The 14,667-nt window shown below is 59.5% G+C and carries 6 protein-coding genes; 5 read left to right on the forward strand and 1 reads right to left on the reverse strand.

The window, feature by feature from the left end:
- Positions 1 to 12 precede the first annotated feature (12 nt).
- From ACP7E6_RS01080 to ACP7E6_RS01095, 4 genes are all read left to right on the forward strand, one after another.
- The gene (locus ACP7E6_RS01080; protein WP_426227117.1) at positions 13 to 7,299 is read left to right on the forward strand and encodes a peroxidase family protein; all 7,287 of its coding nucleotides are present in this window, start codon (positions 13 to 15) and stop codon (positions 7,297 to 7,299) included.
- 68 nt (positions 7,300 to 7,367) lie between these two features.
- Positions 7,368 to 9,122, forward strand: coding sequence for a type I secretion system permease/ATPase (locus ACP7E6_RS01085; protein WP_426227119.1), 1,755 nt, complete (start codon positions 7,368 to 7,370; stop codon positions 9,120 to 9,122).
- Positions 9,119 to 11,407, forward strand: a complete 2,289-nt coding sequence (locus tag ACP7E6_RS01090) for a cadherin-like domain-containing protein (RefSeq protein ID WP_426227121.1) — start codon at positions 9,119 to 9,121, stop codon at positions 11,405 to 11,407. Before ACP7E6_RS01085 ends, ACP7E6_RS01090 begins: the two co-directional genes overlap by 4 nt.
- A gap of 21 nt (positions 11,408 to 11,428) precedes the next feature.
- Entirely contained in the window at positions 11,429 to 12,760 is a 1,332-nt protein-coding gene (locus tag ACP7E6_RS01095; RefSeq protein WP_426227123.1) for an HlyD family type I secretion periplasmic adaptor subunit, read from the forward strand.
- Positions 12,761 to 13,437: 677 nt separating this feature from the next.
- Here the strand turns inward: ACP7E6_RS01095 and ACP7E6_RS01100 are convergent.
- A complete protein-coding gene (locus tag ACP7E6_RS01100; protein ID WP_426227125.1) occupies positions 13,438 to 13,911 on the reverse strand; it encodes an Lrp/AsnC family transcriptional regulator in 474 nt (157 codons plus the stop codon).
- 140 nt (positions 13,912 to 14,051) lie between these two features.
- Between ACP7E6_RS01100 and ACP7E6_RS01105 the strand changes: the two genes are divergently transcribed.
- Positions 14,052 to 14,666, forward strand: coding sequence for a glutathione S-transferase family protein (locus tag ACP7E6_RS01105; protein ID WP_426227127.1), 615 nt, complete (start codon positions 14,052 to 14,054; stop codon positions 14,664 to 14,666).
- The last annotated feature ends 1 nt before the right edge of the window (position 14,667 follow it).

Here is a 14,667-nt window from a genome sequence, read left to right on the forward strand (position 1 = left end):
GGGAGAGAAAAGATGGTTGCCTATATTCGTTCTGACCTTGATTTCATCTTGAAACAGATCAAGATCGCAGAGGATCACGCGCTCTTTGAGCAGTCGGGTGGCACCCAGGGCAAGTCGCTGTTCGGTCCGGCCGGCTCTATTCCAAGCTACAATATCTCTTGGGGACTGCGCACGGTTGACGGGACCTACAACAACCCGCTCCATCCGGAATGGGGAGCTGCCGACAATGAATTCCCTGAGCCGCTGGGCACGGATTTCCGCACGATCATGGTGGACCCCGACGGTCCCGGCCCGGCCCCGATGGTTCCGGTTACCTACCAGCCTGGCGTCGACAATGACGGCCCCGGAACAGCCGGCCCCGGCGATGTCTTCGACCCCTATGTCCGTACCATCTCGAACCTGCTTGTCGACCAGACCCTTGGCAACCCGTCAGCCATCCTGACGGGCCTCCAACGGGCAGGCATCGTCCTCCCGGAACAACAGATGGCCGTTACGGCGGCGATTTCCGCCGCCTATGCCCCGTTGATCCCGCAGTTCAGGGCGGTCGCGACGGCGGAACGCGAATATGCAGAAGCCGCCGCAGCGGCCTCGGCCAGCCCCAACAACGCAGCACTTCAGCAGGCGGCAGCCGATGCCCTCACGGACCTGAACGCGGCACGGCTGGAGCTTGCCGCGGTAGACGATGACCTGATGACCCTTCTCGAAACCAACGGTATCGAACTGGAGGGCGCCAACGTCAAGATTACCAACCTGGCGCCGGACGAAGGTCTCTCGGCGTCATTCAATTCCTGGTTCACGCTTTTCGGCCAATTCTTCGACCACGGCCTCGACCTGGTCGCCAAGGGCGGCAATGGTACGGTTTTCATTCCGCTCATGCCGGATGATCCGCTCTATGTGCCAGGTGGCACCACGAACTTCATGGTTTTGACGCGCGCAACCTTGGCAGGGCCGGGCAATGATGGCGTGATGGGAACTGCGGATGATACGGACCGTCCGGTGAACAACACCACGTCCTTCGTCGATCAGAACCAGACCTACACCTCGCACCCTTCTCATCAGGTTTTCCTTCGCCAGTATGTTCTGAACGGGGACGGCGTTCCGGTCGCAACCGGGCAATTGATTGAGGGCGTCAATGGTGGGATGGCGACCTGGGCCGACGTCAAGGCGCAGGCAAGAGACATCCTCGGCATCAACTTGACCGATTTTCATGTCGGTAACCTGCCTTTGCTGGCAACCGATGCCTATGGCAATTTCATTCCCCATCCGACCACGGGCTTCCCGCAGGTCGTCATGGCAGGACCTCCGCAGACGCTTGCATCCGGCACGCCAGCCGCGCCGCTCAGCCTGTACAATCTCGTAGCGGACGGCGCCGACGCCGACACGCTTCCGGATGTCGTCCATCTCGCAGTCCGCACCGGCCATGCCTTCCTGGCAGACATTGCCCACAACGCGGTCCCGACCGGTCTTGCCGACGGCGATCTCGAGATCGGCTTGGGCAATCCGGACCAAACGCCGACCGATGGACAGTATGACAACGAGCTGCTCGATGCCCACTTCATCGCCGGCGACGGCCGGGCAAACGAGAATATCGGCCTGACAGCCGTCCATCACGTGTTCCACTCCGAACATAATCGGCTGGTGCAGCACACCAAGGACGTGGTCTTGGCCGATGCCAATGCCATGCTGACCAACGGTGCTTCGCAGGCGGAAGCCGTGGCATTCCTCAACGAGTGGCTGAGCGTCGATGTCGCGGCGGTTCCGGCAAACGCAGCCGGACTCATCTGGGACGGCGAACGCCTTTTCCAGGCAGCCAAGTTCGGCACCGAAATGCAGTACCAGCATCTTGTGTTTGAAGAGTTCGCACGCAAGATCCAGCCCAACATCAACGTGTTCCTGGTGCCCGACGGTTTCGACGTCACCATCGACCCTTCGATCGTGGCCGAGTTCGCCCATGTGGTCTACCGCTTCGGTCACTCGATGCTGACCGAATCCATCGACCGCTTCGATGAAAACTTCAACGAAGACCATATCGGTTTGATCGAGGGCTTCCTCAATCCGATCCAGTTCAAGAACAATGGTACAGCCGATGTCGTCGATGCCGATATCGCGGCGGGCGCCATTATCCGCGGCATGACACGACAGGTCGGCAACGAGATCGATGAGTTCGTGACCAGCGCTCTGCGCAACAACCTGCTTGGTCTGCCGCTCGATCTGGCGACCATCAACCTTGCACGCGGCCGTGACACCGGGGTGCCAACCCTGAATGAAGCTCGCGCCCAGTTCTACGCCGCGACAAATCAGGATAGCCTGCTCAAGCCTTACGAGAGTTGGGTCGATTTCGCCGGACATCTCAAGCATGAAGCCTCGATCATCAACTTCATCGCCGCCTACGGCACGCATTCGCTGATCACCGGTCAGACCACGATTGAAGGCAAACGGGATGCCGCAATGACCCTGATCTTCGATCAGTCATATGGCGGCCTCGCAGTGCAGGCGGATTCCGCCGACTTCCTCAATGCCACCGGAGCCTATGCCGGCGGTTCGCTTGGCGGCCTCAACGATATCGATCTTTGGATCGGTGGCCTTGCCGAACAGATCATGCCGTTCGGCGGCATGCTCGGCTCGACGTTCAACTTCGTCTTCGAAACCCAGATGGAGAAATTGCAGAGCGGCGACCGCTTCTACTACCTGCAGCGTCTCGACGGCCTGCACCTCTTCGGCGAGATGGAGAACAACTCATTCGCCGCCATGATCATGCGCAACACCGATGCGGGACATCTTCCGTCCGACGTGTTCTCGACGCCCGGTCTCATTCTCGAGATCGACCGGACCAAGCAGTATAATTCCGGTCTCGGCGAGACTGCCGGAGCGGACGGCATATTGGAAGACAATCCTGCGACGGCTGCCAACGAAAGTGCCGACAACCTCGGCAACGATCCCGTTGGTGGTGGTATTCTGACGCCTCTGGTCGTGCGCAACAACCCGGCGACAGCGGGACCGGATACCAACTATCTCAAATACACAGGCGGAGACCATGTCGTCCTCGGCGGCACTGACGGCAACGATATCCTGATCGCCGGCATCGGTGACGACACGCTCTATGGCGATGGCGGCAACGACCGGCTGGAAGGGGGCTTCGGCAACGACATCATCAATGCCGGCGCGGGCGACGACATTATCGTCGACTCCGGCGGCGACGACAATATCAAGGCTGGCGCGGGCAATGACGTCGTCCATGCCGGACCGGGGCTCGACCTGGTCATGGGCAATGACGGTCAGGACTTCATCTTCCTTGGCACTGACATGGGATCGGAGGTCTTCGCCGGAACCGGCAACGACTTCATCTACGGCAACAAGAACGCCGAACGTATCCTCGGCAACGAAGGCGACGATTGGATCGAGACCGGCACATTCGACGGTGCGCCTGGCGACAACTTCGACGAAGTCTTTGCTCATGACGGTGTAGATGGGCACGACGTCTTCCTGGGGGATGGTGGCTTTGATGAGTTCATCGGCGAAGGCGGCGACGACATCATGGTCGGCAGTTCCGGCCGTGGAAAGATGGCGGGCATGTCCGGCTTCGACTGGGCGACCTACAAGGACAATACGCTTGGGGTGAACGCCGACCTGTCGATCCCAATCATCTTCGACGAGGCTCCGACGTTACCGCAGAATGCTGCACTGGATGAGTACGCATCCATGGAAGGTCTCTCCGGGACGAGGTTCAATGACGTCCTGGCCGGCACGGAAGACGTGGCGGCGGATAGAGCCCCGCTTGCCCAGGGCGGGACGACAGGTTATCTCGGCAGCGGGCTCGATGCCCAAGGAATTGCTCTCGTCAACGGCCTGCAGGCCTTGCTTGGCGCCGGTGTCACCTCGTTTGCCGGCGGAGACATCATCCTGGGCGGCGACGGCAGCGACCGCATCATCGGTAACGCCGGCGACGACATCATCGATGGGGACAAGTGGCTTGACGTGCAGATCGGCGTCTATGCCGCCAATGACCCCGAACATACCGGCACGCCTGTCCTGCACAACAGCATGACGACGCTCGCCGCCTCCATGTTCAACGGCAGCATCAATCCGGGCCAGCTGGCGATCGTTCGCACGATCCGCGACAGCAACGACCAGCCCGACAGCGACGGGATTGCCGATATCGACACGGCGGTCTTCTCGGGTGCCCGTGCCGAATACGACATCGCCTTCAACACCAACGGCACGGTCACAGTCGCCCATGTCGGCGGGTTGGCAACCGACGGTACGGACACGATCCGCAACGTCGAGCTGCTGGACTTCACCGACCAGGACATCTCGCTCCAGGCGCCGACGCTGGATCTGCACGGCCCCTCGACCACCTCGACTACCACAACGGTCGCACAGGCCTATCGCGATACGTTCGATACGGCTTCGCTAAGCAACAGCGATGGCACGGTCAACTGGACAGCGACGCCATGGGTGGAAAGCGGCGATAGTGGCGACGTTACCGCCGGTCAAATCCAGATCGACGCTGGTAACTCCAATGAACTGCGTTTCATTGGCGGTGGCGCCTCGGACGGTGCTTCCATTGCCCGTACGGTCAATCTCAGCGGCCTCACGACCGCTACCTTATCATTCGACTATGACCGCCTGAACGGGATTGATAACATCGACACCGGCGAGACGGTTCAGGTGCAATATTCACAGACGGGATCCTTTGCAGCCGGGAGTTTTACCGTTTTGCAGACGATTACCGGCGCTTCCGGGAACGTTCTCTCGGGGGCGGGGTCGAGTTCTTTCAACCTCAACCTGACGGGAGCGGGGCCGAATTCTGCCATCCGATTTGTCTCATCCGCAATTAATGGCGCGAATGAACGGGTCACTATCAACAACCTCAATATCGCAACGACAACTACAACCACGACAACGGTTCCCGGCACAGCAGGGAACAACTACCAAACCACCTACACCGAAAATGCTGCCGGCGTTGCGATTGCGGTTGCTCCCGTGATCACGGACGACGGTACGACCTTGGCCTCCGCCCGGGTTGTTCTGACCAATGCCAACCCCGGTGACGTCCTGTCGGCGGCCGGCTTGCCGGCGGGCATTACCTCGTCGGTGGATAGTTCGGTTGCCGGACAGATCACCTTGAACCTGACTGGCACATCGTCGATTGCCAACTACCGGACGGCGATCCAACAGGTGCGGTACTCCAGCACGTCGGAGAACCCAAACACGACCGCCCGTGTCATCCAGGTAACGGTCAACGACGGCCTATTGACCAGCAATATCGCAACGGCGACCGTCAACGTCATCGCAACGCCCGACGCTCCAGCGGCCAACAACGATACGGTCATCACCAACGCCCTCCAAAACGAGACCTTCTCCATCTCGCAGGCAGCCTTGCTTGCAAACGACATCGATCCGGAGGGAGCGGCTGTCACCATCACGGCAGTTGGAACGCCGGGCGGCGTATCAGCTCCAGTGCTTGGGGCAGGTGTCGTGACGCTCGCCGATACCGGCGCTGCAGGCGGAGCGTTCGTTTATACCGGAAGCGACGGGACCCTCACGGATACGGCGACCGTCACCATCAACCGTGTCGCCGGCAATATCACCGGCACCGGCGGCGCCGACATCATCGTCGGCAATACGGCGGGCACCACGATCAACGGCGCAGGCGGCAATGACAACATCGATGCCGGCGACGGCGGAGACACCATCAATGGCGGCACTGGGAATGACATCATCGATGCAGGTACCGGTAACGATACGATCACCATGAACTCCACCGACGGGTTTGACCGGATCGATGGCGATGCCGGCACAGACACCTTCCAGTTGGTCGGCAATGGCGAGGCCGAGACCTTCCGCATCTATGCAAAGGCCGCGGCCATTGCTGCGGGGGTTCCGGTCACCGGGGCGGATGCAGAAATCATCATCACCCGCACGGTCGGACTGACCACCACGGTCATTGCGGAACTCGACAATATCGAAGAAATCACGGTCAACGCTCTCAATACGACCGCGAACAACGGCAACAACCCGAACACGCCTGACGGCGGAGCCAGCAATGGTGATACCATCCAGGTGTTCGGCAACTTCAATGCACCGTTCACCAGCTTGAACTTCAGCACGATCACCATCGATGGCAATGCCGGGAACGACACCGTCGACATAACCGGGCTCAGTTCCGAGCACCGGATCGTCTTCCGGTCGAATGGTGGCAACGACACGATTATCGGCCAACTGCGTTCGCAGGATGTGATCGAGCTCGGGGGTACGCTGACTGACTTCGTGACCACTGAAGCCGATGGCAACGTCACGGTCAGCAACGGCGCGAACTCCGTGACGTTCAAAAAACAACAAGCAGGCGGGCCGCAGATCACCGGGGCGGACGACGATACCGATGAGACACCGACGCCAACTCCAAGCGCCGGCGCACCGATCGCCGGCACAGCAAGCGCAGACGTGCTGCTTGGCACCGCAAACGCGGAAACGATCGTAGCTCTTGCAGGCAACGACACCGTTATCGGCGGCGACGGGGCTGACGTCATCAGAGGTGATGAAGGCAACGATTTCATCACGGCAGGTGCCGGCAACGACATGGTGTTCGGCGGTGACGGCGATGATGACATGCTCGGCGGTGACGGCAACGACATGCTGTATGGCGATGCCGGATCGGACCGCGTTTTCGCCGATGCCGGCAATGACATGATCCAGACAGGTGCCGGCAACGACTACGCCTATGGCGGTGCCGGAGACGACATGTTCGTGGCAGCCAAAGCTGACGGCGACGACATCTATTACGGTGATGCCGGCAGCGACACTTTGGACATGTCTGCCATCACCGCCAATCTTACCGTCGATATCGGTGGTGGCTTCATGGGCCAGGGCAGTGCCTCAAGCAATCAGTCCGGCCATGATACCCTCTGGGGCTTTGAAAATGTCGTGACCGGATCCGGGGACGATACGATCGTCGCCAACGCCTCCGTGAACGTCATCGAAGGTGGAGCCGGCAGGGATACCTTCCGTTTCCAATCGGAAGCCAATGCCGATGGGGACACGATCACCAGCTTCCAGGCCGGCGACAAGATCGACCTCAGCGGAACCGACGCTAACAACGGGGTGGCGGGAAACCAGTCCTTCACCTTGATCGCGGGATCGTCACTGAGTGGAGCGGCCCAGCTGGCCGTTACCCATGAAAGCCGATCCGATGGCGACTACACGGTCGTTTCGGGCAGCACCGACAGTGACGGAACGGCGGAATTCCGCCTGAATATCAAGGGAAACCACAATCTCACCAACTCTGATTTCAACTTGTAATCTGCAGCTACCGGCGCGCCGATCATGGTGCGCCGGCCTGCTCGCATCAACTCGAATCGGTGAGTATCATGCGCTCAAAGACACCCCTTACTGGCACGAAACGTAAGAACGCCGAGAAACTGACCCAGAGATTCAAGGGGATATTCCTCTTCCTCTTCATCACGTCCGGCATGATCAATATTCTGGCCCTGACCGGCTCCTTCTACATGTTGCAGATTTACGACCGGGCTTTAACCAGCGGTAGTATTCCGACCCTTCTCGGGCTCTCGATCCTCGCGATCGGGCTTTATCTGTTTCAGGGCTTTTTCGACATCATACGTTCGCAAGTTCTGGTGCGGGTCGGGGCGAGACTTGATGCAAAAATTGCACCGCTTGCCCATCAGGTTGCCATCGACATGCCCCGTTTTGGTTTCTCCACGGCGGAAGCCCTTGAGCGTGGCCGGGACGTCGATACGGTCAGAGGATTTCTCGGCGGCCAGGGCCCGATCGCTTTTTTCGACCTGCCTTGGATGCCGCTGTACCTGATCTTCGTCTACATGCTGCATCCCTATCTCGGGGCACTGACATTTGGCGGCGCATTTATTCTGACCATTCTCACCGTCTTGACCGAGCTGATGACGCGCCGGTGGGCCGCCGCCACGCACAAGTCCGGCATTGAACGCAACGCCATTGCCGATTCAAACACACGCAATGCCGAGGTGCTGAAAGCAATGGGTTTTGCGGAGCGTGCCGTGGGCCGTTTCAATCTTGCCAACCAGGAGCACCTGGCACTGCAAACCCGAACAAACGATATCAGCGGCACCTTTAGCGCTATATCACGCGTGCTTCGGATGGTCCTTCAGTCTGCGGTTCTTGGTCTTGGGGCCTGGCTGACGATCCAGGGCGAAATGTCTGCCGGCGCCATCATCGCGGCCTCCGTTGCCTCGGCGCGCGCACTTGCGCCTGTCGATCTGGCCGTCGGCAACTGGAAGAGCTTTGTCGCAGCGCGAACCGCCTTCAGCCGCCTCAAGGAAACGGTCATTGCATTGGCAGGAAACACCGCCCCAATGGATCTGCCTGCTCCGTCGAGAACGTTGAAGGTCGAAAGGCTCACCGTCGCGGCACCCGGTTCCGGGCGTGTTCTTCTGAGCGACGTCAGTTTCGAAATCGCCGCCGGGCAAGCTTTGGGCATTATCGGCCCCAGTGGCGGCGGCAAGACCACGCTTGCCCGCGCCCTGACCGGCATTTGGCCGCCCCTTCGCGGCGGCGTCCGGTTGGACGATGCGGAATTGACCCAATGGTCGGACAGCTGTCTCGGCCAGCATATCGGCTATCTTCCGCAGGATGTGGCTCTGCTGGATGCAACGGTTGAAGAGAACATTTCCCGCCTTGAAGCCAACGTCGATGCACGGGCGATCGTCGAGGCCGCACAAACCACCGGAATTCATGAAATGATCGTGCGTTTGCCGGATGGCTACCGCACCTCGCTCGGCCCGCAGGGTGCGTCCCTGTCCGCCGGTCAGAGACAACGGATCGCGCTGGCGCGTGCCCTGTACCGCAATCCCTTCATCGTCGTCATGGACGAGCCCAACTCAAATCTCGACGGGGAAGGCGAATCTGCACTGACCCAAGCCATACAAGCGGTGCGGGCGCGCAATGGCATCGCCATCGTCATCGCGCATCGTCCCAGTGCGCTGACCGCCTGCGATCTGATCGCCGTGGTTCAGAATGGCAAGATGGTGGCGTTTGGGCCGAAAAATGAAATCCTGAAACCCGCCGCGATCGGGGATGCCATTGGCCGCCCCGCTGTAACCGCGCGCATGACGTCAAAGGTGTCGGAATGATCGAGGCAAAGGGAACAAAGTCCGTCAAGGAAGACGATCCGCATCAGCGTTACGCCCTGAAGAACGAGGAAGCCTCATCAAGAAGCCCGGCTGCTATCGCGTTGTTTCTGACCGGCTTTGCGCTCTATCTCAAGAGTGCCTTCAGCACCGCGCCGGAGCCTGGAGAGGGCCGTCCAGAGGTTGACGCGCCGCCAGAAGAAAACCTCCCCCCCTCGCAACTGATCACCGGGAGCATCCCCGCGCAGGTGGAGGACAAGGAGCAAGAGCCGCCAATCGAAAAGAAGACAGGCGGCGGAATGCGGGCTGATCGCTTTGAGGGCGAGGCAATCGAACCCGTTGATTCTCAACCTTTCGTATTCCAGACGATTGACTTCCCGAAACCGGCTTTTCAATTGCGCGAGCAGGGGGACCCATTGCCGTCGCTTCGTGCTTCAAACGACAACGCCGCCCCACGGGACGCGGCCGTTGGCTCGCCAGCAACACCATCCTACGCAGACCCCGATGGCGATGACGACGAGCCAGATGACGACCCTGACGACCAAGACGACGATGACGACGATGACGATGAAGATGAAGATGACGACGACGACGGTGTAAGCCCGATCAATGGCGCACCCCGGGTGAACGGTACGCTCATGCTGATGGACGTTTCGGGCTGCGCAGCGGTCCTGATCGGTCTTTCCGATCTCCTGCGCGGTGCGTCGGATCCGGAGGGAACGCCGCTGACAGTCACCGATATCGCCGTCACATCGGGCAGCATCACATCGACAGCAGACGGCTGGCTCTATGATTGGACGGAGCTCGGCCCGGTCACGGTAACCTACCAAATCAGCGATGGTCAGCTCTCCATCGCCCAAACAGCGCATTTTTCGGTTGTCAAAGCTCCTCCGATCATCGGGACGGCAGGCGACGATATGCTCCTGGGTACCAATTGTGGGGACGCCATCGACGGCTTGGCCGGCGATGACAGCATTGACGCTCGGGGTGGGGCCGACACCGTGGATGGAGGAGCGGGCAACGACAATATCGCAGCTGGCGCGGGTGATGACATCATTTTTGCCGGCATCGGAAACGACGTGGTCGTTGGTGGTTCCGGTCACGACCAGATCCACGGTGGCAGCGGCAATGACAGGCTTTTCGGCGATGATGGTCGCGACATCCTGTTCGGCGATGAGGGCGACGACGCCTTGAATGGAGGCGCGGACGACGACCTGCTCTTCGGCGGCGATGGACATGACATGGTTGCCGGCGATGAAGGTCATGATGTCCTGGACGGCGGTACCGGCTCCGACGAGCTGTCCGGTGGAATCGGGAACGATACCCTGCTTGGGCAAACGGGCGACGACAGGGTTGCCGGCGGTGACGGTGACGACATTTTGGTGGGGGGTGCCGACCGGGATCGGGTTGACGGCGGTGCGGGCGATGACACCGTTGCCGGCGATGGCGATCAAGTCGCGGATCTCTATGACGGCGGCGAAGGCTCGGACATTCTCGACTATTCCAGCATGGTGCAGGCCATCCAAATCAACCTGAACACAGGCACGGCATCCGGGCAGGAAATCGGTGAGGACACCATCTGGAATTTTGAGGTCATTCTTGCCGGTCATGGCGATGACAGCGTGATCGGCAGCGACGAGGCCGAACGGATAGAGGCCGGGGCCGGGGATGATTTCGTGGAAGATAACGGAGGCGGCGACGTCGTCGCCGGCGGCGCGGGAAACGATACGGTCTTGGGAGCCGCCGATGGTGCCGACGACCACTATGACGGCCAATCTGGTTTTGACACCCTGGATTACTCCCGTGCGGCGCACGGCGTGGTCATCGATTTTGAAAGCGGGGTCGCAACCGGTTTGGACATCGGCAGTGATGTTCTCATGAGTTTTGAGCAGATCATCGGCAGCGCGCAGGCGGATGTCTTCAGCGTGAATGTTTCAGCTGCGGTCCTTGAGGGCGGCGCTGGTGACGACATCTTCCGGTTCAGCATGCCGGCCGGTTCGTCCAGCGGCGACGTCATCCATCAGATCTTGGATTTCATGGTAGGCGACCGGATCGAAATGTCGCGATATCAGATATTCGAAGAGATCGTCGATAATCTCGAGGACCATTTCGAGGCAGTTTACGGGGTGGACGTCGATGAAGATGCCTTGCCCATCAGAGTGCGGCACGAGGGAACCGACGAACTCGGCCAGACGCTTATCGAAATCGACGCGGACAACGACCTGAAATACGAGATGACAATCAACCTGAGCGGTCATCACGTGTTGATGATCATCGAGGCGGCCTGAGGAAAGTTCGGGGAGGGTGGAGTGAACCAATCAGATAGACGAGATTCCGTCACGCGCGGAGAGGATACGGATGCCGCGTTTCCGGTGGCCTTCCGGGTCATTGCCGGGGCCATGCTCGGCCTTCTGCTGTTTGCAGGCGCCGGCGGATGGGCCGCCACGGTGCAGCTTACCGGCGCCATAGTGGCGTCGGGAATGGTTAGGGTCGAACAGAACCTGAAAGCCGTGCAACACCGGGACGGCGGCATCGTCAGCGAGATCGCGGTCAAGGAAGGTGATTTCGTCCGCAAAGGCGAGATCATGCTGCGGCTTGACGATGTGCAGACGCGCGCTGAACTTTCGATCGTCAAGAACCAGCTCAACGAGTTGATGGCGCGAAAAAGCCGGTTGATTGCCGAACGGGACAACGTCTTCGAGCTGACGTTTCCGGCCGAACTGAATGACGCGATCCGCGCGCTTCCTGCCGTCTTCATGGGAGAGGCGCGACTCTTTCTCGGCAATCGCCAAAATCGCGAAAGTCAGAAAAAACAGCTGCAATGGGGGATCTCCCAGCTGGAAGAGGAGGTGAAGGGCCTGTCTGCTCAACGGTCGGCAAAGCAGGACGAACTCGCACTCGTCAAAACCGAGCATCAGAAGATCACACGCCTTACCGACAAAAATCTGCTGGAAACGTCCCGCAAATACATTATCGACCGCGAAATGGCGAAGATCATCGGCGAAAGCGGTGAGATATACGCAAACATCGCGCGGTCTCAGGCGCGCAAAAGCGAAATCGAACTGCAGATCATTTCCATCGATGAGGCGGCGCGGACCGAGGCGCAGCGTGAGTTGACGACGGTGGAGCAGAAGCTCTCCGAGCTCAACGAGCGAAAGATTGCCGTTGAGGACAGGTTGCAACGCACCGACATCCGTGCCCCCCTGTCAGGAACAGTCAACGAGCTTTTCGTTCATACAATTGGCGGTGTGGTCACCCCGGCGGAAAAACTGGTCACCCTCGTGCCGGCTGATGCTGTCCTCAAGATTCAGGCCCGCCTTTCTCCAACCGATATCGATCAGGTCTTTTCAGGTCAGCCGGTAAAGCTGCGTTTTTCGGCTTTCAACCAACGCACCACTCCGGAGCTTTCCGGGCACATCACCTATGTGTCGGCTGCCACAAGCAATGACCCTGCCACCGGCGAGACCTATTACCTGGCGGATGTTGGAGTTGCCAACACGGAACTGACGAAGCTCGGCGATAACAAGCTCCTACCCGGCATGCCGGTGGAGGTTTTCATTTCCACCGAGGAACGGACGGCGTTCTCGTTCTTGTCAAAGCCGCTCACCGATCAGTTCAGCAGGGCCTTTCGCGAGCAATGAGACCCTAAAGCCTAACGATCTTTAGACAAAGGGAGTAAGCTGGCTACTCCCTTTGTTTGCTGTCTGCCGCGCCAATCCGGTTCCACTATGGCGTTATTGCCTTTTGCCAAGCTTAGCCTCCAGGGTATAAGCACACCTGGGCGGGAAATCAGGATGAAAATCTTCTATACATTGGATTTATGTCGAAGCAGCCTTGCTTGCGCACGAATACCTGAACCGGAAAAAATGACGGGTGTGAGATCATGCGAGCTGCCAGCATGCTGCTGAGCAAATAGTGGAACTGTTCAACCTCGGTATCACCGATGAGTGGAGACTGGTGACAGAAACGGTTTCAAGCCTCCCAAGTCGCGGCCGGCATTGATTTTACCGGTAGTGCGGCTTGATGGACATGGGTGGAGGTGTTGCTGTCGGCGGACGTCAGGTGTGTTTGGAGCGAGGCTGAACCAAGAGATTTTGCGCTGTCGTGGGGCCTATGGAGACACCAGAGCTGCGAAGCGCTTCTTGGTTTGGGTTAGAAGGAACACGGATGTTCTGTCGAACCATATCGTGACAGACGAGCTTTCCATGGCGCGGCATGATGCACTGTGTCCATGCTCCAGCGTTACCGATCCTCCGCCTGACGGCATATGATGGCCATTGGGCAGATGGGGCATCGGCTCGAAGCAGAAAAACCGAGGCTAATCGTCGTCCAGAGAAACGGGAATGACCAGCCCGCGTTTGATGACGCCAAGCGCAACATTGGTGGTGAAGCGGCGGATATTGGCGTTTTCGGCGATCAGCCGGGACATCAGCGCATCATAGGCATCGACATCGGGTGCCGTGACGATCAGCACGAAATCCGATCCGCCGGTGATGTAAAAAGCCTGCTGGATCATCGGCTCGTTCGCCAGCCAGCGGCGCAGCTGGGCAAGCAGTTCCGGCCGTTCCCGCTCGACATCGAGAGCGACGATGAAAAATGTCGGCCGCCCCACCTGTTTGGGGTCCACCACCGCAATGTCCCGCTGGATAATCCCCGTTTCGCGCAGGCGTTTCAGCCGGCGCTGGATTGCGGAAACGGAGAGCGGTACCGCTGCAGCAAGCTGTTCGGCGGTCTGTGATGCATCTTCCTGCACCAGGTTGAGCAAATGTCGGTCGAAGCGGTCGAGGTTCATGCAGGCATATTACAAGCATATTGCGCGGGAAAAAAGCGATCTGGAATTACCTATCGCGGTGAAACGGCGCCGCGCTCCTTTACAACTTGACCGGATGATCCGGGACGTTCGGTCCTTTTTGTGCCGTGGGATTGATGCAAATGAAGCTCCTCTACCAGACCCATTCGCCCTTCGCCCGCAAAACGCTGGTCTTTGCTCATGAGGTGGGCATTGCCGATCAGTTGGTTGTCGAGCATCACGAAACCAGTCCGACAAATGCCAATGCCATTGTTTTCAACAGCAATCCGCTCGGAAAGGTGCCGGTTCTGCTGCGCGACGGCCTGTCGCCGCTGTTTGATTCCGACGTCATCTGCGCCTATTTCGATACGCTGCACAAAGGCCCATCGCTTTTCCCCGAAGACACCGAGCGCAGATGGGCGGCGTTGCGCTTGCAGGCCCTGGCGCAGGACATGGCCTATGCGGGCATCGGCATTCGCTGGGAAACGGCACGCCGCCCCGAGCATCTGCGCTATCCGGAACTGCAGGCCGGCTATGAGCGAAAGCTCGCCGAAAGCTATCGTTGGCTGGACCGGGAAATCCAGAGCGACGAGGCCTTGCACATCGGCCATATCGCCGTAGCAACGACGCTGGACTGGCTCGCCTTCCGCTACCTTCCGTCCTTTCGCGCGCATGCCAATCTTACCCGCTGGTTCGATGCGTTTGCGCAGCGGCCGTCGATGATAAAGACGCCGCTTTCCGGCGAAACGCAGGATTAGA

This window comes from Pararhizobium sp. DWP3-4 (genome assembly GCF_049898205.1).
Taxonomy (GTDB): domain Bacteria; phylum Pseudomonadota; class Alphaproteobacteria; order Rhizobiales; family Rhizobiaceae; genus Pararhizobium.

What these genes read in the sequence shown, in the direction of transcription:
- ACP7E6_RS01085 (WP_426227119.1), top strand. Translation starts at nt 7,368, where the DNA reads ATGCGCTCAAAGACACCCCTTACTGGCACGAAACGTAAGAACGCCGAG.
- ACP7E6_RS01105 (WP_426227127.1), top strand. Translation starts at nt 14,052, where the DNA reads ATGAAGCTCCTCTACCAGACCCATTCGCCCTTCGCCCGCAAAACGCTG.
- ACP7E6_RS01080 (WP_426227117.1), top strand. Translation starts at nt 13, where the DNA reads ATGGTTGCCTATATTCGTTCTGACCTTGATTTCATCTTGAAACAGATC.
- ACP7E6_RS01090 (WP_426227121.1), top strand. Translation starts at nt 9,119, where the DNA reads ATGATCGAGGCAAAGGGAACAAAGTCCGTCAAGGAAGACGATCCGCAT.
- ACP7E6_RS01100 (WP_426227125.1), bottom strand. Translation starts at nt 13,911, where the DNA reads ATGAACCTCGACCGCTTCGACCGACATTTGCTCAACCTGGTGCAGGAA.